The organism is Ammonicoccus luteus (genome assembly GCF_050880385.1).
GTDB lineage: Bacteria > Actinomycetota > Actinomycetes > Propionibacteriales > Propionibacteriaceae > Enemella.
Window position 1 is genome coordinate 120,568 of the sequence record NZ_JBNZCI010000009.1, and the last position, 22,084, is coordinate 142,651.

General features: G+C 68.5%; 18 protein-coding genes, 1 tRNA gene and 1 pseudogene. 12 read left to right on the forward strand and 8 right to left on the reverse strand.

All coding sequences use genetic code 11. The features are described from left to right. Window positions 1-121: 121 nt before the first annotated feature. The 6 genes from ACQ260_RS16430 to ACQ260_RS16455 all read left to right on the forward strand — a co-directional run bounded on the left by ACQ260_RS16430 (window position 122) and on the right by ACQ260_RS16455 (window position 6,910). Window positions 122-1,261, forward strand: a complete 1,140-nt coding sequence (locus ACQ260_RS16430; protein WP_432560577.1) for a PucR family transcriptional regulator — start codon at window positions 122-124, stop codon at window positions 1,259-1,261. A 214-nt stretch (window positions 1,262-1,475) separates the two neighbouring features. Further along, complete coding sequence (locus ACQ260_RS16435) at window positions 1,476-2,693, forward strand: acyltransferase domain-containing protein (protein WP_432560544.1); 1,218 nt, start codon at window positions 1,476-1,478, stop codon at window positions 2,691-2,693. Continuing rightward, window positions 2,690-3,685 carry a beta-ketoacyl-ACP synthase III gene (locus ACQ260_RS16440; RefSeq protein ID WP_432560545.1) on the forward strand — a complete coding sequence of 332 codons (996 nt, stop codon included), beginning with the start codon at window positions 2,690-2,692 and terminating at the stop codon, window positions 3,683-3,685. Before ACQ260_RS16435 ends, ACQ260_RS16440 begins: the two co-directional genes overlap by 4 nt. 68 nt (window positions 3,686-3,753) lie before the next feature. Next, window positions 3,754-3,999: an acyl carrier protein gene (locus tag ACQ260_RS16445; protein ID WP_432560546.1), complete on the forward strand. Its 246-nt coding sequence runs from the start codon at window positions 3,754-3,756 to the stop codon at window positions 3,997-3,999. Between the two features lie 173 nt (window positions 4,000-4,172). Further along, complete coding sequence (gene fabF / locus ACQ260_RS16450; protein WP_432560547.1) at window positions 4,173-5,432, forward strand: beta-ketoacyl-ACP synthase II; 1,260 nt, start codon at window positions 4,173-4,175, stop codon at window positions 5,430-5,432. Between the two features lie 5 nt (window positions 5,433-5,437). Next, window positions 5,438-6,910, forward strand: coding sequence for an acyl-CoA carboxylase subunit beta (locus ACQ260_RS16455; RefSeq protein ID WP_432560548.1), 1,473 nt, complete (start codon window positions 5,438-5,440; stop codon window positions 6,908-6,910). Window positions 6,911-7,042: 132 nt separating this feature from the next. Here ACQ260_RS16455 and ACQ260_RS16460 read toward each other — a convergent pair whose 3' ends face one another. Further along, entirely contained in the window at window positions 7,043-7,540 is a 498-nt protein-coding gene (locus ACQ260_RS16460; RefSeq protein WP_432560549.1) for a DUF3145 domain-containing protein, read from the reverse strand. A 226-nt stretch (window positions 7,541-7,766) separates the two neighbouring features. On the opposite strand from ACQ260_RS16460, the gene ACQ260_RS16465 reads away from it, so the two are divergent. After that, the gene (locus ACQ260_RS16465; RefSeq protein ID WP_432560550.1) at window positions 7,767-9,566 is read left to right on the forward strand and encodes a hypothetical protein; all 1,800 of its coding nucleotides are present in this window, start codon (window positions 7,767-7,769) and stop codon (window positions 9,564-9,566) included. Window positions 9,567-9,573: 7 nt separating this feature from the next. Here ACQ260_RS16465 and ACQ260_RS16470 read toward each other — a convergent pair whose 3' ends face one another. The 5 genes and pseudogenes from ACQ260_RS16470 to ACQ260_RS16490 form a co-directional block, all read right to left on the reverse strand. Further along, window positions 9,574-10,314 (reverse strand): YggS family pyridoxal phosphate-dependent enzyme, encoded by a 741-nt coding sequence (locus ACQ260_RS16470; RefSeq protein WP_432560551.1) that lies wholly within the window; start codon window positions 10,312-10,314, stop codon window positions 9,574-9,576. Window positions 10,315-10,323: 9 nt separating this feature from the next. Next, window positions 10,324-11,307 carry a VWA domain-containing protein gene (locus ACQ260_RS16475; RefSeq protein WP_432560552.1) on the reverse strand — a complete coding sequence of 328 codons (984 nt, stop codon included), beginning with the start codon at window positions 11,305-11,307 and terminating at the stop codon, window positions 10,324-10,326. Further along, a complete protein-coding gene (locus ACQ260_RS16480; RefSeq protein ID WP_432560553.1) occupies window positions 11,304-12,281 on the reverse strand; it encodes a VWA domain-containing protein in 978 nt (325 codons plus the stop codon). Before ACQ260_RS16480 ends, ACQ260_RS16475 begins: the two co-directional genes overlap by 4 nt. Then, window positions 12,278-13,360 (reverse strand): DUF58 domain-containing protein, encoded by a 1,083-nt coding sequence (locus ACQ260_RS16485; RefSeq protein ID WP_432560554.1) that lies wholly within the window; start codon window positions 13,358-13,360, stop codon window positions 12,278-12,280. Before ACQ260_RS16485 ends, ACQ260_RS16480 begins: the two co-directional genes overlap by 4 nt. Then, window positions 13,357-14,334 (reverse strand): annotated as a pseudogene (locus ACQ260_RS16490) (AAA family ATPase); the annotation flags it as partial. The gene ACQ260_RS16485 and the pseudogene ACQ260_RS16490, both read right to left, overlap by 4 nt. Before the next feature lie 139 nt (window positions 14,335-14,473). On the opposite strand from ACQ260_RS16490, the gene ACQ260_RS16495 reads away from it, so the two are divergent. The 5 genes from ACQ260_RS16495 to ACQ260_RS16515 all read left to right on the forward strand — a co-directional run bounded on the left by ACQ260_RS16495 (window position 14,474) and on the right by ACQ260_RS16515 (window position 19,142). Further along, on the forward strand, window positions 14,474-15,349 hold the full coding sequence (locus tag ACQ260_RS16495) for a hypothetical protein (protein ID WP_432560555.1): 876 nt from the start codon (window positions 14,474-14,476) through the stop codon (window positions 15,347-15,349). 5 nt (window positions 15,350-15,354) lie between these two features. After that, a complete protein-coding gene (locus ACQ260_RS16500) occupies window positions 15,355-16,167 on the forward strand; it encodes an HAD family hydrolase (protein WP_432560556.1) in 813 nt (270 codons plus the stop codon). Continuing rightward, window positions 16,164-17,450, forward strand: a complete 1,287-nt coding sequence (locus ACQ260_RS16505; protein ID WP_432560557.1) for a glycosyltransferase family 87 protein — start codon at window positions 16,164-16,166, stop codon at window positions 17,448-17,450. Before ACQ260_RS16500 ends, ACQ260_RS16505 begins: the two co-directional genes overlap by 4 nt. Then, window positions 17,447-18,703 carry a glycosyltransferase family 87 protein gene (locus ACQ260_RS16510; RefSeq protein ID WP_432560558.1) on the forward strand — a complete coding sequence of 419 codons (1,257 nt, stop codon included), beginning with the start codon at window positions 17,447-17,449 and terminating at the stop codon, window positions 18,701-18,703. The genes ACQ260_RS16505 and ACQ260_RS16510 overlap by 4 nt, the downstream gene beginning before the upstream one ends. 365 nt (window positions 18,704-19,068) lie before the next feature. Continuing rightward, a tRNA-Ile gene (locus ACQ260_RS16515) sits at window positions 19,069-19,142 on the forward strand. A 288-nt stretch (window positions 19,143-19,430) separates the two neighbouring features. Here the strand turns inward: ACQ260_RS16515 and ACQ260_RS16520 are convergent. Together ACQ260_RS16520 and ACQ260_RS16525 are read right to left on the reverse strand one after the other, a co-directional pair. Then, the gene (locus ACQ260_RS16520) at window positions 19,431-20,165 is read right to left on the reverse strand and encodes a DUF4230 domain-containing protein (RefSeq protein WP_432560559.1); all 735 of its coding nucleotides are present in this window, start codon (window positions 20,163-20,165) and stop codon (window positions 19,431-19,433) included. 48 nt (window positions 20,166-20,213) lie between these two features. Further along, a complete protein-coding gene (locus ACQ260_RS16525; protein WP_432560578.1) occupies window positions 20,214-22,082 on the reverse strand; it encodes an ABC transporter ATP-binding protein in 1,869 nt (622 codons plus the stop codon). Window positions 22,083-22,084: the final 2 nt, after the last annotated feature.

A 22,084-nucleotide genomic window follows, 5' to 3' on the forward strand; every position in this document is an offset into this window, starting at 1 on the left:
GTCGAGACTGCCGTCCGGCGGAGTCCACCCTAACCCGCGTTCCAGCATTAGGCTGCGGCCCATGACCGCCGAGATCCGGGCCTCGCGCCCGCCGCAATTGTCGTCCCGGCAGCGGACGGCGATGGCGAAGCGGCTGCAGGGCCTGGCGGGCGCAATGGTGCAGGCGGCCACGACCGAGATGGAGTCCAAACACCCGTGGTTCACGGCCCTCGATGCGGACAATCGCTCCTGGGTCGCCGTGGTCGCGCGGGCGGGCATCGACGGCTTCGTCACGTGGTTCGCCGACCCTGAGGCCTCGGCGCAGGGCCTGGATATCTTCGGGTCCGCGCCCCGCGCGCTGGCCCGTCACGTGACCCTTCACCAGACGGTCGAGCTCGTGCGCACGACGATCGAAGTGGTCGAGTTGAAGCTCCAGGAACTCCTGCCGCGCGGTGACCGCCAGATCGCCCAGACCGCGATCCTCAGCTATTCGCGAGAGGTGGCGTTCGCGGCGGCGGAGGTGTACGCGCGGGCGGCCGAAACGCGAGGCGCGTGGGATGCGCGGCTCGAGGCGATGGTCGTGGACGCAGTGGTCCGCGGCGAGGCCGATGAGACCGTCCTCTCCCGGGCCTCCGCCCTCGGGTGGGTCTCCACCCAGTCGGTGTGCGTCGCCGTGGGGCCCGCACCCACCACCGACAACCCACGCCTCGGGGAGGATCTCCGCTCGCGGTTCGGCCCCACCGTGGACGTCCTCACCGGCGTCCAGGGCGACCGGCTGGTTCTGGTTCTCGGCGGCGAAAGCGTTTCCGAGCCCGGCGGCGCGCTCGTCCTGGTCGATCGGGTGCTCGATGTGTTCGGGACCGGCCCGGTGGTCGTCGGCCCGACGGTCGACCATCTCGTGGATGCCGTGGGGAGCGTCCGCGCGGCACTCTCCGGGCTGCGTGCCGCCGTCGCGTGGCCCGAAGCGCCCCGGCCGGTGGCCGCCGACGACCTGCTGCCGGAGCGGGCGCTCAACGGCGATGGCCATGCCCGCCGAGCCCTGGCACGGGACATCTTCCAGCCACTCAAGAACGCCGGCGGCGGCCTCCTCGACACCTTGGTGTGCTTCCTGGACCAGGGCTCCGCGATCGAAGGGGCGGCCCGCCTGTTGTTCGTCCACCCCAACACGGTCCGCTATCGTCTGAAACGGATCCACGAGGTCACGGGGTTCAACCCCTCATCGGCGCGAGACGCATACGTGCTGCGGTTAGCCCTCACCCTCGGTCGGCTCATCGGATCGTGACTCGCGGCGGGACCGCCGGAAACCCGTTCACCAGAGCGCCACCCGCGTGATCCCCAACCGACATGAGGACGTTCCCCAACGGTCACTTGGACACTTCGGACCAAGCTTCGTTTCGCCTGTCGGTCCGTTTGTAGGAACCCCACAACTTCGGCACGACACACTTTGGCCGGGTCAGTGGGGGCGCCGGCGGCCAGAAAGCGACAGAGTTGGTTTCGTGCTCGCAATCGTTGCGCCGGGACAAGGCGCCCAGACCCCCGGATTCCTCAGCCCGTGGCTGACCGAGTCCTCGTTCTCGCGACGGCTCAACTGGCTGTCGGCGGCTGCCGGACTGGACCTCGTCCATTACGGCACCGAGGCGGATGCGGAGACCATCCGGGACACCGCCGTCGCCCAGCCGCTGCTCGTCGTCGCGGGCCTGCTCGCCGCCGTCGAGTTGTTCCCCTCCCCCGCGGACGCCTTCCCGGTGATCGGGGTCGCTGCCGGGCATTCCGTGGGTGAGATCACCGCCGCTGCCGGCGCGGGCGTGCTGACCGCCGAGCAGGCGATGGTCCTCGTTCGGGAGCGCGGCAAGGCGATGGCCGAGGCCAGCGCAGCCACCCCGACTTCCATGACCGCCATGGTCGGCGGCAACCCCGAAGAAGTGCTCGCCGCCATCGAGCGCCACGGCCTCACGGCCGCCAACAACAACGGCACCGGCCAGATCGTCGCCGCCGGCACCGTCGAGCAGCTCGCCTCGCTCGCCGAGGACGCGCCCCGTCGCTGCCGCCTCATGCCGTTGAGCGTCGCCGGCGCGTTCCATACCCATCACATGGCCCCTGCCGTCGACCACCTCGCGGCCCTGGCGGCTTCGGTCTCGACGAGCGACCCGCGCGTACGCCTGCTGTCCAACGCCGACGGCCAAGTCGTGCAGAGCGGTGAGGAGGTCCTGCGCCGAATCGTCAACCAGGTCGCCAATCCGGTCCGGTGGGACCTCTGCATGGAGACCATGGCCGACCTCGGCGTGACGGGACTCCTGGAACTGCCGCCCGCCGGCACCCTCACCGGCATCGCCAAGCGCAACCTCAAGGGCGTCGACCTGTTCTCGCTGAACACCCCCGACGACCTGCCGGCAGCCCTCGATTTCGTCCGCAAGCACGGCGAACCCTCGACCCCCGCGGAGCTCTCGGCGACGCCGGCCTTCCGACTGGTGGTCTCGCCCGGCAAGGGCAGCTTCACCCGCACCGAAGGCGTCGAGGTCGACACGGTCCTCCCGCCACTCAGCACGATCGGGACCGTTGCTACATTGCGCGACGAGACTCCGGTGTCTGCCCCGCACGGCGGCGTGGTCACCGAGTGGCTCGTCGAGGACGGGGATCCGGTCAGCCCCGGCCAGCCTCTGTTGCGGCTCCACCCGACCATCGAGAACGATTCCGCCACGGAGGTCACACGTTGAGTGCCACGATCCAGTCCCCGCCAGGGGCGCCGTTCAGCCGCATCATGGGCATCGGCTCCTATCGCCCGGTCCGCGTGGTCGACAACGCCGAGATGTGCACGATGATCGAGTCCTCCGACGAGTGGATCGTTCAGCGCACCGGCATCAGCGAACGGCGCTGGGCCGGCGAGGACGAGACGATCCACTACATGTCCGTCCAGGCCGCCCGGCAGGCGATGGAACGCGGCGGTGTGACCGGCGAGGACATCGACTGCGTCATCGTCGCGACCGTCACGCACATGACCCAGTTCCCCGCGATCGCACCGCAGATCGCGCTGGAACTCGGGGCGCAGGGAGCTCCTGCGTACGATATTTCGGCCGCCTGTGCCGGCTTCTGCGTCGGGCTCGCCCAAGCGGACGCGCTGGTGCGCTCCGGTGCCGCCACGAACGTGCTAGTGATCGGCGTCGAGCGCCTCACCGACATCACGAACCTGACCGATCGCTCGACCGCGTTCCTGTTCGCCGATGGCGCGGGCGCGGCCGTGGTCGGTCCGAGCGACGAGCCGAAGATCGGACCGGTCGTCTGGGGCGCCGATGGTGCAGCAGCCGACGTGCTCAAGATGACGCGGATGTGGGACGACGAGACCAATGAGGAGAAGCCGACCGTCTATATGGAGGGTCAGGCCGTCTTCAAGTGGGCGTCGCAGACCGTCGCCCGCAAGACGACGGAAATGCTCGACAAGGCCGGGCTCAAGGTCGAGGACCTCGATCTGTTCGTGCCGCACCAGGCCAACAACCGCATCATCGACGCGATGATGCGAACCCTGCGCATGCCCGAGAGCGTGACGGTCGCCCGCGACATCAAGCGCCAGGGCAATACGTCGGCGGCGTCCATTCCCCTCGCGATCGAGACCCTCTATGAGGAAGGTCTCGCCAAGAGTGGGCAGACCGCCCTCATCGTGGGCTTCGGCGGCGGCCTGATCTTCGCCGGTCAGGTCATCGTCCTCCCCTGAGTCACCACCACCTGAGGCAACCCGCCTCCCCACAAGTTCCCAAGCCATTCACAACGAAGGAGAAACCAATGGCTACCACTGAAGAAATCCGCGCCGAACTCGCCGAGATCGTCCACGAGGTCTGCAACGTGCCGGTCGAGGACGTCCAGCTGGACAAGTCCTTCATCGACGACCTCGACGCCGACTCGCTGGCCATGAGCGAGATCATCTACGCCGCCGAGGACAAGTTCGGCGTTTCCATCCCCGACGAGGAGGCCAAGAACCTCAAGACCGTCGGTGACGCTGTCGCCTACATCGAGCGTTCCCAGGCCTGATTCCGAGTACGCCGGCCGAGCGCCGGCACCGGACCCGCTCCCGGCGGGATCCCTGCCCGACAGGGGCATCGGGGATTCCCGCCGGGGTCCGGGGGCTTCGCTGAACCGCGTTCTCGGTCAGCCCGCACTCCCTCCACTCCGCACTTCACCCGCACCCAACACGAGAGCAGGACATGAGCCGCACCGTTGTCATCACCGGCCTGGGCGCCACCACACCCCTGGGCGGGGACGTCGCCAGCACCTGGGAGGGTCTGCTGGCCGGGCGCTCCGGCGTTCACTCGATCACCGAGGACTGGGCGGCTGAGCTGCCGACCAAGTTCGCGGCACGCGTCGTGGTCCAACCCGACACCGTCATTCCGCGGGTCGAGGCCCGCCGCATGGACCGTTCCAGCCAACTCGCCGTTGCCGCCGCTCTCGAGGCGTGGGCCGACGCCGGCTTCAAGTTCGGCGAGGAGAACGACCTCGACCGAGAAAAGCTGGCGGTGTCCATCGGCACCGGCATCGGCGGCTTGCACACCATCCTCGAAAACTGGGACACCCTGAAGGAGCGCGGAGTGCGCCGGGTGTCTCCGTACACCATCCCCATGCTCATGGCCAACGCTCCGGCGTCCCAGGTCGGTTTGCGCATCGGCGCCAAGGCCGGCGTCCACACACCGGTGTCCGCGTGTGCCTCGTCCAACGAGGCGATCGCGCAAGGCCTCGACATCGTGCGTCACGGCCGTGCCGACGTGTGTGTCGTCGGCGGCACCGAGGGTGTCGTCCATCCCCTCCCGATCGCGGCCTTCGGCCAGATGCAGGCCCTGTCGCGTCGCAACGACGAACCCGAGCGCGCCTCGCGCCCGTGGGATGTCGACCGTGACGGCTTCGTTCTCGGCGAGGGCGCGGTCGTCCTTGTCCTGGAAACCCTCGAACACGCTCAGGCTCGCGGCGCGAAGATCTATGGCACCCTCGCCGGTGCGGGCGTCTCCGCCGACTCGCATGACATCGTCCAGCCCGATCCGACCGGCTCGGGTCAGGCGTCCGCCATGCGAAAGGCGCTGGCCGACAGCAACCTCAGCCCCAGCGACATCGACCACGTCAACGCTCATGCGACCTCGACTCCGCAGGGCGACATCACCGAGGCCGGCTCCATCCGCGCCGCGCTCGGCGATGACAACCGTGCGATCGTCACCGGCACCAAGTCGATGACCGGCCATCTGCTCGGGGCCGCAGGCGCGTTGGAGTCCCTCGCCACCGTGCTGGCGCTCCGTCACCGCATCGTCCCGCCGACCATCAACCTCGAGAACCCCGAGCCGGACCTGGGCATCGACATCGCGGCCAACACGGCCCGCGAGCTCGGTGCGGGAGATCTGGCGGCACTCAACAACTCGTTCGGTTTCGGTGGCCCCAACGTGGCCATCGCCTTCACGAACGCGAACGTCACGGAGGCCTGATCCGATTGACCGCCACCCAGCCCGCCCCGGTGGTTCCCGCCCCCGCCGCCGAGGCGTCCGCGCCTCCCGCGCCGGCGAAGAAGATCAAGTTGCCTCGCGACCAGGATCCCCGCAACCCGAACCATCGGCTCGCGGCCCTGCTCGACGAGGGTTCGATGCAGTTGATCACTCCGGACGATGGCTCCGGGATGCTGGCTGCGATCGGGACGATCCAGGGCTGCCGAGTGGTGGCGTTCTGCTCGGACGCCACCATCATGGGTGGCGCCATGGGCGTCGACGGCTGCGCCGCGGTCGTCAAGGCCTATGAGCGGGCCATGACCGACCGGGTGCCGATCCTCGGCATCTGGCACTCCGGCGGCGCTCGCCTGGCCGAAGGTGTGCTGTCCCTGGACGCCGTCGGTCAGATTTTCCACGCCATGACGCGTGCCTCGGGCAAGATCCCGCAGATCTCGATCGTGCTGGGCGCGGCGGCCGGGGGCGCGGCCTACGGTCCAGCGCTCACCGACATCGTCATCCTCGCGCCGGAGGGCCGCATCTTCGTGACCGGGCCGGACGTCGTCCGCTCGGTCACCGGTGAGGACGTCGACATGCTCCGCCTCGGTGGGCCCGACACGCACTCGCGCCGCTCCGGCGTCGTGCACGTGGTCGCCGACGACGAGGCCCAGGCCCTGGCCCAGGGGCGGCAACTCGTCGGGCTCCTCGCCGACCAGGGCGTGGTGGCGGACACCGTCGAGGACGAGGACTTGGCGGCGTACCTCCCCGCCTCCCCCAAACGCGCCTACGACGTCCACCCGCTCATCGAGGGCCTACTCGACGACGACTCCGTCATCGAGCTCCACTCCCGCTGGGCCCCCAACGTCACGATCGCGCTCGGCAAGCTCGCGGGCCGCACGGTCGGCGTCATCGCCAACAACCCGCTGCGCCTGGGCGGCTGCCTCGACTCGCTGTCGGCGGAGAAGGCGGCCCGGTTCGTGCGGATGTGCGACGCGTTCGGCATCCCGTTGGTCGTGCTCGTGGACGTGCCCGGCTATCTGCCGGGGGTGGGCCAGGAGTGGGACGGGGTGGTACGCCGCGGCGCCAAGCTCCTCCACGCCTTCGGCGAGGCCGTCGTGCCACGGGTGACGCTGGTGACGCGGAAGGCGTACGGCGGGGCGTACATCGCGATGAACGGCAAGTCGCTCGGCGCGACGCAGGTGTTCGCCTGGCCCGGTGCCGAGGTCGCGGTGATGGGCCCGGTCGCGGCGATCCGCATCCTGCACCGCCGCAAGCTCGCGGCGACCCCGGAGGACCTGCGTCCCCAGGTCGAGGCCGAGCTGGCCGCCGAGCACGAGCGCATCGCCGGCGGCGTCGAGAAGGCCGTCGAGATCGGCGTGGTGGACCAGATCGTCTCCCCCGCCGAGACCCGGTCGACCCTCGCGAAGGCCATCGCCCGCAACGATCGCGGGGATCGCGGGAACCACACGAACATCCCGCTCTGACGATCAGTTCTCGGGAGTGATCAGCTCCGCAGTGGGGCAGCAGGCGGGACCGGCCGGAGTCGGAGGAGCCTCGCGAGCGCTGATCTCGTCCGGCTTGCCCATCGTGCTCTGAGCCGGTGTCGCGCGATCAGGTCACACGACGTGGTGCAACCAGCGCACGGGGGCACCCTCGCCGGCGTACCGGAACGTCTCCAACTCGTCGTCCCAGGGCGTGCCGAGCAGGTCGGCGAGCGCTTCGCTCAAAGGAGTACGCCCCAGCGCGTCGTTCGCGATCGCCGACTTGAGCCGCTCCTCGGGGACGAGGATGTCGCCGTGGATGCCGGTGGTGGCATGGAAGATCCCCAGCCGCGGGGTATACGACCACCGGGTGCCCTCGGTCGCCGCCGTGGGCTCCTCGGTCACCTCGAAGCGGATGCGCTGCCAGCCCTTGAGAGCGGACGCCAGCTTGGCGCCCGTGCCCGGCGCACCGGTCCACGAGAGCTCGGTGCGATAGCTGTTGCGCTCAACCGCCTGCGCGGTCCACGTCATCTTGGTGGGCGCGCCAAGAACGCCGCCCACGGCCCACTCGATGTGAGGGCACAGCGCAGACGGCGCGGAGTGGACGTACAAAACGCCACGGGTCGTGCTCATCGGTCCTCCCAGGCTCGAGGGTTGCCTTCCCCGACATCCTCGACATGAGCGGACTCGACTCCTGTCCATTGTGCATCACCAGTCACAGCAATGCCAGTCGGCCGCGACCCCGTACCGCCAGCTGCCTTATTGACACCGCCAAGGAGTGAAATATTCTCATAAGGGGAACAGATGGCCTGTTTCGCCCCACGGAGTGCGGGATCGCACCCCGGGACAAGGACCACCAATGATCGGCATCATTCCGTTCCGGTTGAGCACTGACGCCCAGGCGCCGGTGTGGACGTCCACCGACTGGGCAGCATTCATGAACCCGAGTCAGGAATTCAGCCTTGCGCATTTCTGGCATCGAAGCACGTTCGGGCTCGCCGACCTCACCTACAAGCTCTTCGAGCCTGTCACCATTGTCGACCCCCGACCCGGCATGACGGAGGAGGAACTCAAGGCCGATCACGAGGGTCGGAGCAGACGCACCAAGGCAATCGTCCAGGCGGTCGACGATGCCTATCACCCGACCTGGGACGACTATGCGGTGCTGATGCTCTGGTGCGCCAGCCCGTTCGACCTGTGGGGATCCAGCGCCCAGGATCACGGGCACGGCACCTGCGGCGTGTTCACCTGCAGTGCGTTCAACTGGTTCGACGACCTGTGCCATGAACTCGGACATGCCCTCGGGTTCGGCCACCCCTTCGGCCGCGGCGGGGAATACGACTCGCCCTTCGACATCATGGGAGGCCATGACTCGGCGTGGTGGCGTGGGGTCGTCGCCGGCGTGCCGGCCGGTCACACGGCTCCGGCCGGCGGGACAGACCCGCTGCGCCATGTCGGACCGCTGCTGAGCGCCGCGCAACTCAGCATGAGCGGCTATGCGGCCCAACTTCCCGGTGTCCTCGTGGAACGAGCTCCCCTGTCCGACACCGAGACGACCACGGTCACGCTGCACGCGCTCGATCGCGCGATCGACAGTTGGCCGCAGCAAGCATTGCCCGCGGCGCTGTCGTTGACAACTCCGGATTGGCGTTATGTTCTCGAGCTGCGACGTGCGACCGGCTATGACGGTGGCGTGCGCTCCGCCGTTGTCGTCCACGCGTTCGACCCGCGGATCTGGCGGTTCGACTTTGTTGGCGCGCTGACCCTGGACGACGACCGGGGCGACCGTGATCTGCATGTCTTCTCGAGCGGCAAGGGGGGCGACTTCACCGTGCGCCTGCTCGAGGTCGGCGCCGGAGATGCCTGGGCCAGAATCCGCGTCGGTGGTCCGGACTACTGGCGGAACTTCGGGGTGGACCTCGCGATCTCGACCGTTCCGCGGGCCACGGACCATTCCGCGTGGCAGACGACCCTGGTGCGGCCCTGCCTGTTCGCTTCTCTCGATGACCACTCGTTCCGCTATGTGTCGACGCGGGAGTCCTTCCTGATCGAAGCGACCTCCTTCGGCTATGAACGCCCGCACTACGAGTGGCGCCTGGCCGGGCACACCTTGGCAACCAGCCTTTCCGGGCGAGTGACGGTCTCCGCATCCGTGTCGGTCCCGAATCCGTCAGGCCCTTGGGGTTCGGTGCAGCGCGACCTGGTGTTCACCTTCTTGGCGGTCGGTCCCCGCCTGGAACTCCTGCTCCGCGAAGACGACCTGCTCAGCATCGGGCGCTTCTCGGTGCCGCTCGAAGTGACCGTGGCGGAGACCTCTCCGGAAGTGGTCAAGAACGTCTATCCGGATCGAACCGTCGCGACGAGCCTGGCGTGGGAGGTCACGACGATCGAGTGGGACGCCGCCTATGAGGCCGGGCTGCGGCGGTGCCGACAGGTCGTGGATGAGGTGGAGCGAAAGCGCATCCCCATTCCCCTGCCGAGTCTTGGGCCGAAGGGGCTGGCGGTGGACCGCACGCTGCCGAGCGTCATGGACGTGCTCGATGGGCTCCTTGAATCCAATCCTGCCGCCGCGAATGCCATCATCGAACAGGTTGGCAAGTCCGGCGGCCCCTCGCCGCTGGAGCTCGTTGCTGAGCTTCAGAAGCGCCGACAGGCCTGAGGACGACTCATTCCCTGACGGCGCGTGAATCCCAGTACGCATTCGGGTCGAGGCGGTCACCGAAGATCGCCTCGCCCACGCGGACACAGGTCGCGCCGTGCGCGATCGCGAGCTCGAAGTCGCCGCTCATGCCCATGGACAACTCCTGATAGGAGCCCGCCGCCCGGTCGTTGTCGAGCAGTCGGCGTTGCAGCTCTGTCATCCGCACGAAGCACGGCTCGACCTCGGCCGGGTCGCGGGAGAACACCGCGAGCGTCATCAGACCGGTCACTTTGAGAGAACTGAACGGCCCCAGCTGCTCGGCGAACCCCTCGACCTCTTCCGGCGGCAGCCCGAACTTCTGGGGCTCTGCCGAGGAGTTGACCTGAATGAGGACGTCGAGCGAGCGGCCCTCGTTCTGCAGGCGCTTGTCGAGTTCCTTCGCGACCCGCAAAGAATCGAGGGCGTGGAACTCATGGGCGAATCGGGCGAGATTCTTCGCCTTGTTGGTCTGCAGGTGACCGATGACGGCCCAGCGGATGTCGGTGTCCGCGAGGTCCTCGGCTTTTGCTTCCGCCTCCTGGACGCGGTTCTCCCCGAAGGTGCGCTCCCCCGCTGCATGCACGGCGAGAATCTGATCGACCCCGTGCGTCTTCGACACCGGCAACAACCGGACCTCCTCCGGTCGCCGGCCGGCGGCCACGCAGGCGGCAGCGATGCGTTCACGCACCGAGGTCAGATTGGCAAGGAGATCAACGGAGCCGCTCATGGGGCCACCCTACGGCCACCGTGCCCCCAGCGAGACGATGCCAACCGCGGCGAGAAGGCCGAAGACCAGCCCTACGCCGACATAGCGCGAGGTGGCCTCCTGGAAGACCTTCTCGGTGCCGGCGCTGCGCCGGATCTCCGCGTACACCTCCCGCAACCGCTCCGCCGACGGCGCATAGAACCCCTGGCCGCCGCCCTCCCGGGCGATCTCGGCGAGCTGTTCCCGATTGACCCGCACCCACTCTCGGCGACCGGTGCGGCGGTCGATGATGTAGCCGCGATCGGTGCCGAATGCGATCGTGTTCACGGGCACGCCGGCCTCGTTGGCGGTGGCCGCCGCCGTGTACGGACTCCGACCCCGCTGGGACTCACCGTCACTGAGCACGACGATCGTGGCGGGCGGTGTCGCCTCGGGGTCGAGCGGATCGGGCGGGACCATCAGCAGCGCGTCGAGGGCGGCATAGATGCCCTCGCCGATCGCGGTCGACTCGCGCAGGCGCAGGTTGTCGATGGCCGCGTTGACGACCCCGCGGTCGGTCGTGGGCGGGACCGCGATCGACGCCGTGCCGGCGAACTCGACGAGCGACACGTTGAACCCCGGCGGCAGCGAGTTCGCGAACTCCTTCGCGGACTCCTTGGCTGCCTCGAGCCGGGTCGGTGGCACGTCGGCGGCCTCCATGGACAGCGAGACGTCCATGACGATCACGACCGTGGCCCGCTCGCGCGGCACCTCGATCGTCTGGCGCGGGGTCGCCCAGGCGACGGTGAGCAGCACCATGCTGGCCAGCGCGAGCACGACCGCGGTGTGCCGGACCCAGGTGCGGTCGGTGTTGATGGGCAGGCGATGCGTACGCCCCCCACCCCGCCGCAGCGTCAACAGACCCAGATAGACCAGCCCGAACGCCGGGATCAGCAACAGCGCCCAGAGACGGCCGGGGTGCTCGAAGTCGGGCGCCTCGAGCGCCAGGGGCAGCAACGACAGCAGGCCTGTCATGCGGGCCACCTCGCCGCCAGCGAGATCGCGCACAGGGCGGCGAGCGCCCCGAAGCCCAGGCCCCAGCCGGCCCATGCCGCAGTCGTCTCGCGTTCGGCCTTCTCGACACCGACCGAGGAGCCGATGTTCGCGTACACCTTCTTCAACTGCTCCGGACTCGCCGCCCGGAAGTGCTCACCGCCGGTCTCGCGGGCCACGCGCTCGAGTTGCGCGTGATTGACCGGCACCGGTTCGCGTTTGCCGTCGAGGTCGACGAAGCCGTTCTCGGTGCCATAACCGATCGTGAACACCGGCACCTTCTCCTCCGCGGCCACCTGGGCCCCCTGCTCGGCGGGCCTGCCGACCGTGTTCTGGCCGTCGGTGAGCAGGACGATCGCGCCCGGCGCGGGCTCGTCACCCGAGCCGGGTGGTTTGGGCGCCTGGCTGAGGGCCTGGAGTGCGACCACGATGGCCTCGCCGATCGCGGTCGAGTCCTGCAGGTCCCTGGTCTCGATGCCGCGGATCACCGCAGCCCGGTCCGTCGTCGGCGGAATCACGAGGGCCGGGTTGCCGGACAGGGTGACGAATGCGACGTTGAACTTCGGCGGCAGGCTCTTCACGAACTCGCTCGCCTCACTCTTCGCCACGCTGAACCGGTCGGGCCGCACATCGGTGGCCTGCATCGACTGCGAGATGTCGAGGACGACGACGATCGTCGCGCGCTCCCGCGGCACGTCGACCTGGGCGAACGGCTTGGCCCAGGCACCCGTCAGGGCGATCAGCGACAACAGCGACAGTGCGACCGTGAGGTGCCGCCGCCACTGGGACTGTTTGCGGACGACGGCGCCGAGCATGCCCGTGTTGGTGAACCGCATGCCCCGCTTATTGCGTTTGCGGCTGGCCCAGATGTAAAGGCCCACGAGGAGCGGGATGGCGAGCAGCCACAACAGGCGGGCGGGTTCGCTGAAGTTCGGCAGCCAGTCGGGCCACGTCATCGGCTCACCCCCTGTGGCGGCGCGTGGAGCATGCTGGCAACCCGGCGATAGGCCAGCACGAAGCGGGCGATGTCGGCCACCCAGTCCCGGTCGGTCCGGAGCTGGATGTGCCCCACCCCGGCGCGGCGCAGGGCGATCCGGATCCGTTCTCGCTGGGCGGCGCTGGCTGCGTCCATCCGCCGGCGGGCGGCGGCGTCTCCAGTATTCACATAGCGTTCAAAGTCCGTCTCCGGGTCGCGGATCAGGATCTCGCCGACGTCGGGGAACTCGAGCTCGAATTGGTCGACCACCTCGACGGCCAGCACTTGGTTGCGCACGGCAAGATGCCGCAATGGCCGTTCCCACGGGGGCGGAACGTTCGGGTCGAGCTCGTGGTCGCCCGGGGTGAGGAAGTCCGACACCACGACCCGCATGCCGCGACGACGCTGTGTGCGGATCAGTTGCTCGATGCCCGCCGGCAGGTCGAGATCGCCGCGGGCGTGGTCGGGCACGATCGGCGCCTCCAGCATGCGGCGCAGCAGCGCATAGAGCGCCATCCGGCCCGAGCGAGCGGGCAGCCGCGTCATGCCGTCGGGCCGCATGATCATGCCGCCGAACCGGTCGCCCATCTTCTGCGACAGGAACCCGATCGTGGCGATGGCCGCGATGCCGAGGTCGCGCTTGGTGACGCCGGCGGTCCCCCAGTTCATCGACGGGGTGACGTCGAGGAGCGCCCACACCTCGAGCTCGCGATCGGCCATGGTGTCCCGGACATGCGGCACGGTCGTGCGTGCGGTGACCGCCCAATCCATCTTGCGCACGTCGTCCTGCCCGGGCACGTATTCCCGCGCATCGTTCGTATCCGTCCCCGGCCCGGGCAGGAGGCCCATGTGGTCGCCGTGCAGGAACCCCTCGAGCCTGCGTACCACCGCCAACTCCAGCCGTCGCAACGCCGCCTCGGGGGCAAGTTTGTTGAGGGGCAGGGTGGCGTGGGTGGGGACGCCGAGCACGGAGGCGTACGCCGCAGAGGTCGCGTCGGCGGACGCCTGACGCCGGGCCTCCCGGGCGCTGGGGGGAGGCGCCCAATCCGGACCGCTCATCCCGGCTGGTTGTTCCAGACGGGAGTGGGCGGCGGGACCATGGCGACGATGCGCTCGATGACCTGGGTGGGCTGGATGTTGTCGGCCACGGCGTCGAAGCCGAGCACGAGCCGGTGGGCCATGACGTCGCGGGCGACTGCCTGGACATCGGTGGGCAGCACATAGTCCCGGCCGTGGATCAGGGCCAGGGCCCGCGCGGCGGCCACCAGGCCCAGCGTCGCGCGGGGCGAACAACCGATTTGGATGACCGAGGCGAGGTCGGGCATGCCGAACTCGGCGGGCGTGCGGGTGGCGAGGACGAGCCGCACGATGTACTCGGCCACCAGGTTATGGACGTGCACGTCCTCGGCTCGGTCCTGGAGCTGGCGCACGAGGTCCGGGTTGAGCACCGGGCGTGCCTCCGGCGGGCGGACGCTCATCCGGCGCAGGATCTCGAACTCCTCGTCGCCGCGCGGATAGGGCACGTCCACCTTGAGCAGGAATCGGTCGCGCTGGGCCTCGGGCAGCGGATAGACGCCCTCTGACTCGACCGGGTTCTGGGTGGCGATCACAATGAAAGGTTTGGGGGCCGCATAGGTCCGGCCCGCGATCGAGACCTGCTTTTCCGCCATCAGCTCCAGCATCGCCGACTGCACCTTGGCGGGCGCGCGGTTGATCTCGTCGGCAAGGACGAAGTTGACGAACACCGGGCCGAGCTCGACCTCGAACCGTTCCTGGGACGCCAGATAGATCCGGGTGCCGACGATGTCGGAGGGCACGAGGTCAGGAGTGAACTGGATGCGCGCGAAATCGCCGCCGACGACGGTCGCGAACGACCGCACGGCCAGCGTCTTGGCGACGCCCGGCACGCCCTCGAGCAGAATGTGGCCCTTGGCCAGCAGTCCGACCATCAACTGCTCCACCATGTGGTCCTGGCCGACGATCACCCGCTGCACCTGATTGATCGCTTCCCCGATCAGTCGGGCAGCGTCCGAGATGCTGACCTGGGTGTGCGTGCTCGGACTGCTCAACTCACCGTCTCCTGGGTGCCTGGGGTCGCGGGACCGGGCCAGCCTACCTGCCGGCCGAAACAGCAGAACGGTCGTCCGGGCCTCATGCGGCACAATGGACCCGATGTCCGATTCCCCACGCCCGAGCCCCGCCCCCGGCCCGTCCTGGCCCGGGCTGGACGTGACCCCGACGCTCCCGGAGGACCCGGCCAAGATCGGTGACTTCTGGCTGGACGGGCGCGCTGTGACGCGTCCCTCCGGAGTCGCCTGGCTGGCCCATTCGGGCACGGAGGACGGCACCGACGCACACCGCGTGATCCTGGTGCAGCTGGCCGAGGGGGCCGCGGCCGACAAGGCCGCCCGCGACCGTTTCTCCGGGCTGATCAACAAGCTGCACATCGACGACGTGCTCGTCCGCGGCGGCCAGGAGCAGGACGAAGGGCGTCTCGGTCGCCGGTTTCGCGACCGGGACGAGCCCGTGGATCCCGATGACCTGCACCCGATCGCGCCGTGGGTGGCGCTGGCGTACGCCGGGGACAACCGTGTCGTCGACGCCGCCGACGCCATGCTCGCCGATGTCGACCTGCTGGACCTGCCGCCCTCGGGCCAACCGTCGGGGCCGGATTTCCGGCTGCACTGGATCGACCGGGACGGCCCCGGCCACAACCGGACCTGGCCGCTGCCGTGGCCCGGGCGCCACGACCGTGCGGGCTGGCAGTCGATTCTCGCGTCGATGCTGCTGATGCTGATGCTGGCCGCCGTCGCGGTGCTGATCGCGATCCTGCTGTTCAAGGACTCGCCGCCGATCAGCCCGCCGCCGCAGTCCGGTCAGACGGAGCAACAGCAGTCCCCCCAGCCCAGCGACTCCCCGCAGAGTCCCGACACGGCGACTCCCTCGCCCACTCCGGGCCCGAGCGGCACACCCACCGCCGGCACCCCGACGCCCGATCCGACCGCCAGCGCCGAGGGCGGTTCCCCGACCCCGCCGTCCAGGTTGTGAGGCTCGTGCGGACGCCACGCCTGGTCGCGACCGACCTGGACGGGACCTTCCTGTCGCCCGACGGCACGGTCAGCGCCGAGAACGCCCGGGCCGTCGCCGATGCGGCAGCCGCCGGGCTGCCGGTCGTGTTCGTCACCGGACGCCCGCCGCGCTGGCTCGGTGTGATCGCCGATCTGCCCCTGGCCCATCCGACAGTGATCGCCAGCAACGGCGCCCTGGTGTGGGATCTGGCCGAGCGCCAGCCGCTGTGGGCCGAAACCATTGACGCCCAGACCGCCCGCGACGTGATCGCACTCGTGCGTGAGGAATTGCCGGGGGCGTCGTTCGGCGTGGAGCAGGGCTTGCGTTTCGGTTTCGATGACACCTATCGGCTCGGGCTGGATCGTGGGGAAGCGCTGCGTCGCCCGGAGTTCTTCACCGGCCGGGCGGAGGACATGGTCGGCGACCCGTTCGTGAAGCTGCTCATCCAGCACGAGGACATCGAGGCCGATGAGCTCAGCCGCCGCGTGAGTCGGGCCATCGGGTCCGCCCTGACGGTCACGCATTCCTCGTGGGGTTCCATGGGACTGCTCGAGTTGTCGGCCTCCGGGGTGACCAAGGCCGAGACCCTCGAGCGCTATGCCGCCGAGCTCGGGGTTGCCCGCGAGGACGTGGCCGCGTTCGGCGACATGCCGAACGACCGGACGATGCTCGCCTGGGCCGGCCAGCCGTTCGTCATGGCGGAGGCACATCCCAGCCTGCTCGACCTGCCGGGTGTCGTGCGGATCGGCTCGAACACCGAGTCGGCCGTCGGCCGCGCGATCCAGGAGTGGCTGTGACCCGCCGCATCGGCCAGTTCTTGGCCGTCTGTCTGCTGCCGACGATCGCTGCTCTGTGGATGACCGCGAACCTCCCGGGCGGGTCGATCTGGCCGTGGGAACCGCGCACCGAGGACCTCTGGGTCTATCGCGAGGCCGCTCTTTATCTGCTGGAAGGCCGCGACTTCTATCAACTGGAAGACGCCTTCCCCTATATCTATCCGCCGATCGCCGCCGTTCTGGCGATCCCGTTGGCGCTCGTGCCGTGGTGGACGGCCCAGTTGCTGTGGACCATGCTCAATGTCGCGATCATCGTGGCGGTGCTGCGGCACCTGCGCATCGGGGCGCCCTGGGTGGTGTCCTTCGGGGCCACGGTCACGATCCTGTTCGTCAGACCCGTCACGAGCACCCTCCACATGGGACAGCTGGGTGTGTTGCTGCTCGGTCTCGTGGTGCTCGATGCCGTCGACGGGCCGCGGCTGTTCCGCGGCGGGGATCGTCGGGTCGTGCCGGCCGGCGTACTCACCGGAATCGCCACCGGCCTCAAACTCACGCCCGCCGTCTTCATCGTCCACTACTTCCTGACCCGGCGGTTCCGGCAGGGCTTCGTGGCGCTGGGCACGTTCCTGGCCACCGTGGTCGTCGGGCTCATCGTGTCGCCCGCGTTCAGCCCCGGGTATTGGTTGCGACTCGCGGGTGGGGATTCGGGAGCGAACCCCGACGCGTACGGCTGGATCAACAACATCTCCGTCCTCTCCGCCGTCTATCGCTTCACCGATGTCACCACGGTCGGCACGATCGTCGGGCTGGGAACCTCTGCGCTGCTCGTGCTGGCGGCCCTCGTCGCTGCGTGGCTGTCCCGGCGGGCAGGACGGGACTTGCTGGGCATTTCCATTCTCGGCATGGTGTCGTGCGTGGCGAACCCCATCGCCTGGATGCACCACCTCACCTGGGTGGTGCCGCTGATTGTGGCGGGGGTACGCGACCGGTTGCCGGTCCTGGTGCGGTGGTCCGTGCTGATCGGCGCATTGTGGTGCATCCTGCAGCCGCAGTTCGCCCTGGGGGGCGCGCCGTGGGCGCAGCGGGAGATCCACGAGTACACCGTGGCGCAAAAGGTTCTGGCGGCCGGACCGGATATTGTCGTGGCGCTGATGGTGGTTTGCGTGCTGCTGACGCTGTGGCGCCCGGCGGACGCCGTGGCGCCCACGACAGCGCGGCACGCAGCAGACGATCGGGATGCAACTGAGGAGTTGCCGGAAGTTAGGCCCAAACGGGCCTGGACAGATGGGGTGGACCAGAAATGAGTGCGGTCAAACGGGTCGCCCTTGTGGTGCTGTACGCCATTCCCCCGCTGTTCGCCGCTCTCTATGCCGGCGCGACGGAGATCGCCGACGGCCAGTTCACGCCATGGCGACCTGTGATGATCGACCTCGACGTCTATATCCGGACCGCGGAACTCGTGCTGCAGGGCCAGGACTTCTACAACGTCGAGGGTGCATGGCTGCCGTGGCTGTATACCCCGTTCGCCGCTCTCCTCGCGATCCCGTTCGCCTTCATGGGAACGATCGGCGCCCAGATCTTCTGGCTGCTCGTCAACGGGCTCATGGTGATGGCGATCGTCTATCGGCTCGGTTTCAAGGGCTGGCGACTCAGCCTTGTCGCCACCGCCGCCATCTGGCTGGTCGAACCCATGCGGGTCACCCTCGGGTTCGGGCAGGTGAACCTGTTCCTGATGGCTCTCGTCGTGTTCGACCTGATGCCCGGAGAACGTGTTCTCGGCAACCGTAAACCGCTGCTCCCACAGGGCTGGCTCACCGGCATTGCCGCCGCGATCAAGTTGACCCCGGCGCTCTTCGCCGTCTATCTGTTCCTGTCGGGACGCGTGAAGACCGCGATCGTGACGTTCGTGTCGTTCGTCGTCGCGACCGTGATCGGATTCATCGTCCTGCCCGGGCCGTCGATCAACTATTGGGGCCGCCTCATCGGTGGTGACTCGGGGTTGAACACGGGGATGAAGTACTACACGAACCAATCCATCATCGGCTCCTATATCCGCTTCTCCCAGGAGAACCCGGACAGCATCCCGCTCGGCGGGCTGGTGCTGGCGATGCTGGTCATCGTCATCGGTGTGTTCGCGGCCGTTCTGTGGCACCGGCTCGGCCACATGGGCTTCGCCGTCGGCCTTGCCGCCATCACGGCACTGCTGGCCTCCCCCATTTCCTGGAGCCATCACTTCGTGTGGATCGTGCCGCTGGCGGTGGTCCTGATCACCGACAAGAAGCTGCCCGATCTCCTTCGGTTCGTCGGTCTGGGCTTCTCGCTGTGGGTCGTGTACGCACCCTTCATGCAGTTCAAGGACGGCGAGGACGAGTTCCTCTATCCGGTCAGCAAGAAGCTCATCGATGCCGGCTCCGTGATCCTCGGCCTTGTCTTCTTCGCCGTGGCGATCGGCTACGGTCTGCATGCTCGCCGGGCCCGCGGACTGCCGTGGCTGCCGTTGACCTTGCGGGAAAACGAGCGCCCTGTCGCACAGAGCGAGCAGTCCACCCCTTCCTAGGGGCGCAGGAGCGGAGCTCAGCGACATCCTGAGCGCCGGTTCGTCGGCATGGTGCGTCTCCGTGCTGGCGCGGAACGGTTCGTGCTCATCGACATCCTGGGCACCCGGTTCGGGGGCCGACGGCAGTCACGCCCCGGGCGAGCCGCCCTGAGATGTACCCACACACAGGATGCGAAGTCCCCCACCGCGATGGGCACCCGCTCACTGGGACATCTCAGGGACACACCATGACTGACTCGCCCGGAAAGAAGCGCCGAGGCGACGAGCACTCAGCACGAAGAAACACCGACAGACCGACACTGCTCGGGACGAACAGTGATGCCGATGAGTGGTGCGAGCTCGGCTAAGATCGACCAGCGCAGCACGCGGCGTTAGCTCAGCCGGTCAGAGCAGGAGACTCATAATCTCTGGGTCGCGGGTTCGAGCCCCGCACGCCGCACAAACCATTCCGGGCCCCCGGAGACGAACCCCGACATGCGACGTGCCCCTCGCTCAGTGCTTCGCTCCGGGCGATTCGGTCCCTTGCAGTCACGTCCCGGGCGAGTCGGTCGCCGACAGTCACACCCCGGGCGAGTCGATCGCCGACAGTCACACCCCGGGCGAGTCGATCGCCGACAGTCACACCCCGGGCGAGTCGCCCTGAGATGTACCCACACGAAGGGTGCGAAGTGCCCCACAGCAATGGGCACCCGCCCACTGGGACATCTCACGGCCGCACCCGGCGGTCCTAACGCGCGGGCTCTGCGTACTCGATCGTCACCCGCTCATAGCCCAACCGCTGGCACAACAACGTGAGGAACCGGGTGCCGTTGGTCTCGGCTGTCGCGCGGAGGTCCGACTCGGCAGCGGCCCTGGCGATTGCCGACACTGCAGCACGATCGAGCTCCTCCCTGACCGCCAGTGACCCATCGCCAAGTGCGTCCTCGACTCGGCGGACGACCCCGCGCTGGTGCGACACCACCCCGGACTTCTCGTGATCGATCCTCGGCTCGGACAGCCTCGGCGCCGGCACGCGCACGGTGATGGACCGCGACGCGGGGTCCGCCTCGATGCCTTCGGCGGTCAGTCCCCGCAGATCGATCGTGGCGTCCACATCTCCCTGATAGATCGCGACGATCTTTTCCCCGTCCAGAAACTCGGGCAGCCGTTGGCGAAGGCCTGTGCGAGGCGTGTCCATCGTCACGGGCACGGAGAACGTGCCCGACGCGGCTTTCAGTTCGGCGGCCTCTCGGATCTCGATCAACGTCACGTCCCCCGCGGCAGCGGCGGAGGTCTCCTCCGGAACGGCCGGGTCGAACCAGCCGAACGGATCGAAGCTCCGCACGAGCAGCGCAACGAGCAGGACCGCCGCGACCGCGACGGCCACCCGCAGCCGCACATCGGTCGAGGTCTCCGCAGCGGACGTGTCCGCAGGTCCCCTTGACCGGTTCGTGTTCCGCCCGAGGGTGTCTGGATTGCGCACGGTGGACCTCCAGCGTTGGTGCTGATCAGGAGTCAGCTGATCAGGGATTCAGTGCTGCTCGGCGAACTGGGTGCGATAGAGGTCGGCGTAGATCCCGTCCCGCTCGAGGAGATCGGCGTGCCGGCCGCGTTCCACGATACGTCCCCGCGCCAGCACGAGGATCTGGTCGGCATGGCGGATGGTGGAGAGGCGGTGGGCGATGACGATGGAGGTGCGCCCCTCCATCGCCGTGTCGAGCGCCCGTTGGACAGCCACCTCGGACTCCGAGTCGAGGTGCGCGGTCGCCTCGTCGAGCACCACGATCGGGGGCGCCTTGAGCAGCAACCGAGCGATCGCCAGCCGCTGCCGCTCGCCGCCGGAGAGGCGATAGCCGCGCTCCCCCACCACCGTGTCGAGGCCGTCCGGCAACTCCTCGACCAGCCGTCGGATCTGGGCCGCTTCGAGCACCTGCCACATGTGGTCGTCGGTGGCGTCCGCCCGCGCATAGGACAGGTTGGCCCGGATCGTGTCGTGGAACATGTGGGCGTCCTGGGTGACATAGCCGACGGCATCCTGCAGCGACCCCAACTGCAGGTCCCGCACGTCGTCGCCGCCGACCCGGACCACGCCGGTGGTCGGGTCATAGAGCCGCGCGATGAGGTGGGTCATCGTGGTCTTGCCGGAGCCGGAGTGGCCGACGAGCGCGACCGTCTGGCCCGGCTCGGCCAGGAAGGAGACGTCCCGCAGCACCGGCTCGTCGCTGCGGTGCTCGGGCAGCGCAAGCTCGAGCGAGGCGAGGCTGCCGCCACCCCCGTCGGGATAGGCGAACGTGACCCGGTCGAATTCGACCGAACCGGTACGCCGGACCGGGCGCGCATCGGGTTGGTCGGCGATGGCCGGTTGCAGGTCCAGGACCTCGAACACGCGCTCGAAGCTGACCAGCGCGGTCATGACGTCCACGCGGAGGTTGGTGAGTTGGGTCAGTGGCCCGTACAGCCGCGCCAACAGGCCGGCGAGGGCGGTCAACGTCCCGACGGTCAGGGTGCCGCCGATCGCGGCCCAGCCACCGAATCCATAGACCAGCGCGGTCGCCAACGCCGCCACCAATGTCATCGACGTCATGAAGAACCGGGTGTTCATCGCGATCTTCACCGAGACCTGCCGCACCGCGTCGGCCTTGGTCGCGAACAGATCATGTTCCCGCCGCGCGTCCCCGAACAGTTTGACCAGCAACGCCCCGGAGACACTGAACCGCTCGGTCATGGTGGCGGACATGTCGGCATTGTGGGTCATCTGCTGCCGGGTCAGCCCGGCCAATTTGGCACCGATGATCCGCGCCGGGATCAGGAAGACCGGCAGGAGCACGAGAGCGGCGAGCGTCAGTTGCCACGACAGGACGAGCATCGCGGCCAGCACCAGCGCGAGCGAGATGATGTTCGACACCGACGTCGACAGCATGGACGTGAACGCCTGCTGGGCACCGATCACATCCGAGTTGAGCCGCGACACCAGCTTGCCGGTCTGCGTCCGGGTGAAGAACGCGATCGGCATCGACTGGACATGGTCGAAGACCTGGGTCCGCAGATCGAAGATCAGTCCCTCGCCGATCCGGGCGGAGCACCAGCGCTGGATCAGCGAACTGATCGCATCAACGAACGCGAGCACGGCGATCAGCACGGCCAGCCAGACCACGAGCTGGAGATCGCCGCCGAGCACGCCCCGGTCGATGATCTCCTTGAACAACAGCGGCGGCACGACGCCGAGCACGGCGGAGATCACGATCAGCACGAGGAACAGCGAGATCATGCCGCGATACGCGCCTGCGTACCCCAAAATCCGCCCCACCAACCCCGGCTTCAACTTGTGGTGAACGACATCCCGGTCGCGGCGCATCCCGCTGAGGGGGCCCATGCCCATGCCCCCGCCGCCCATTCCCATGC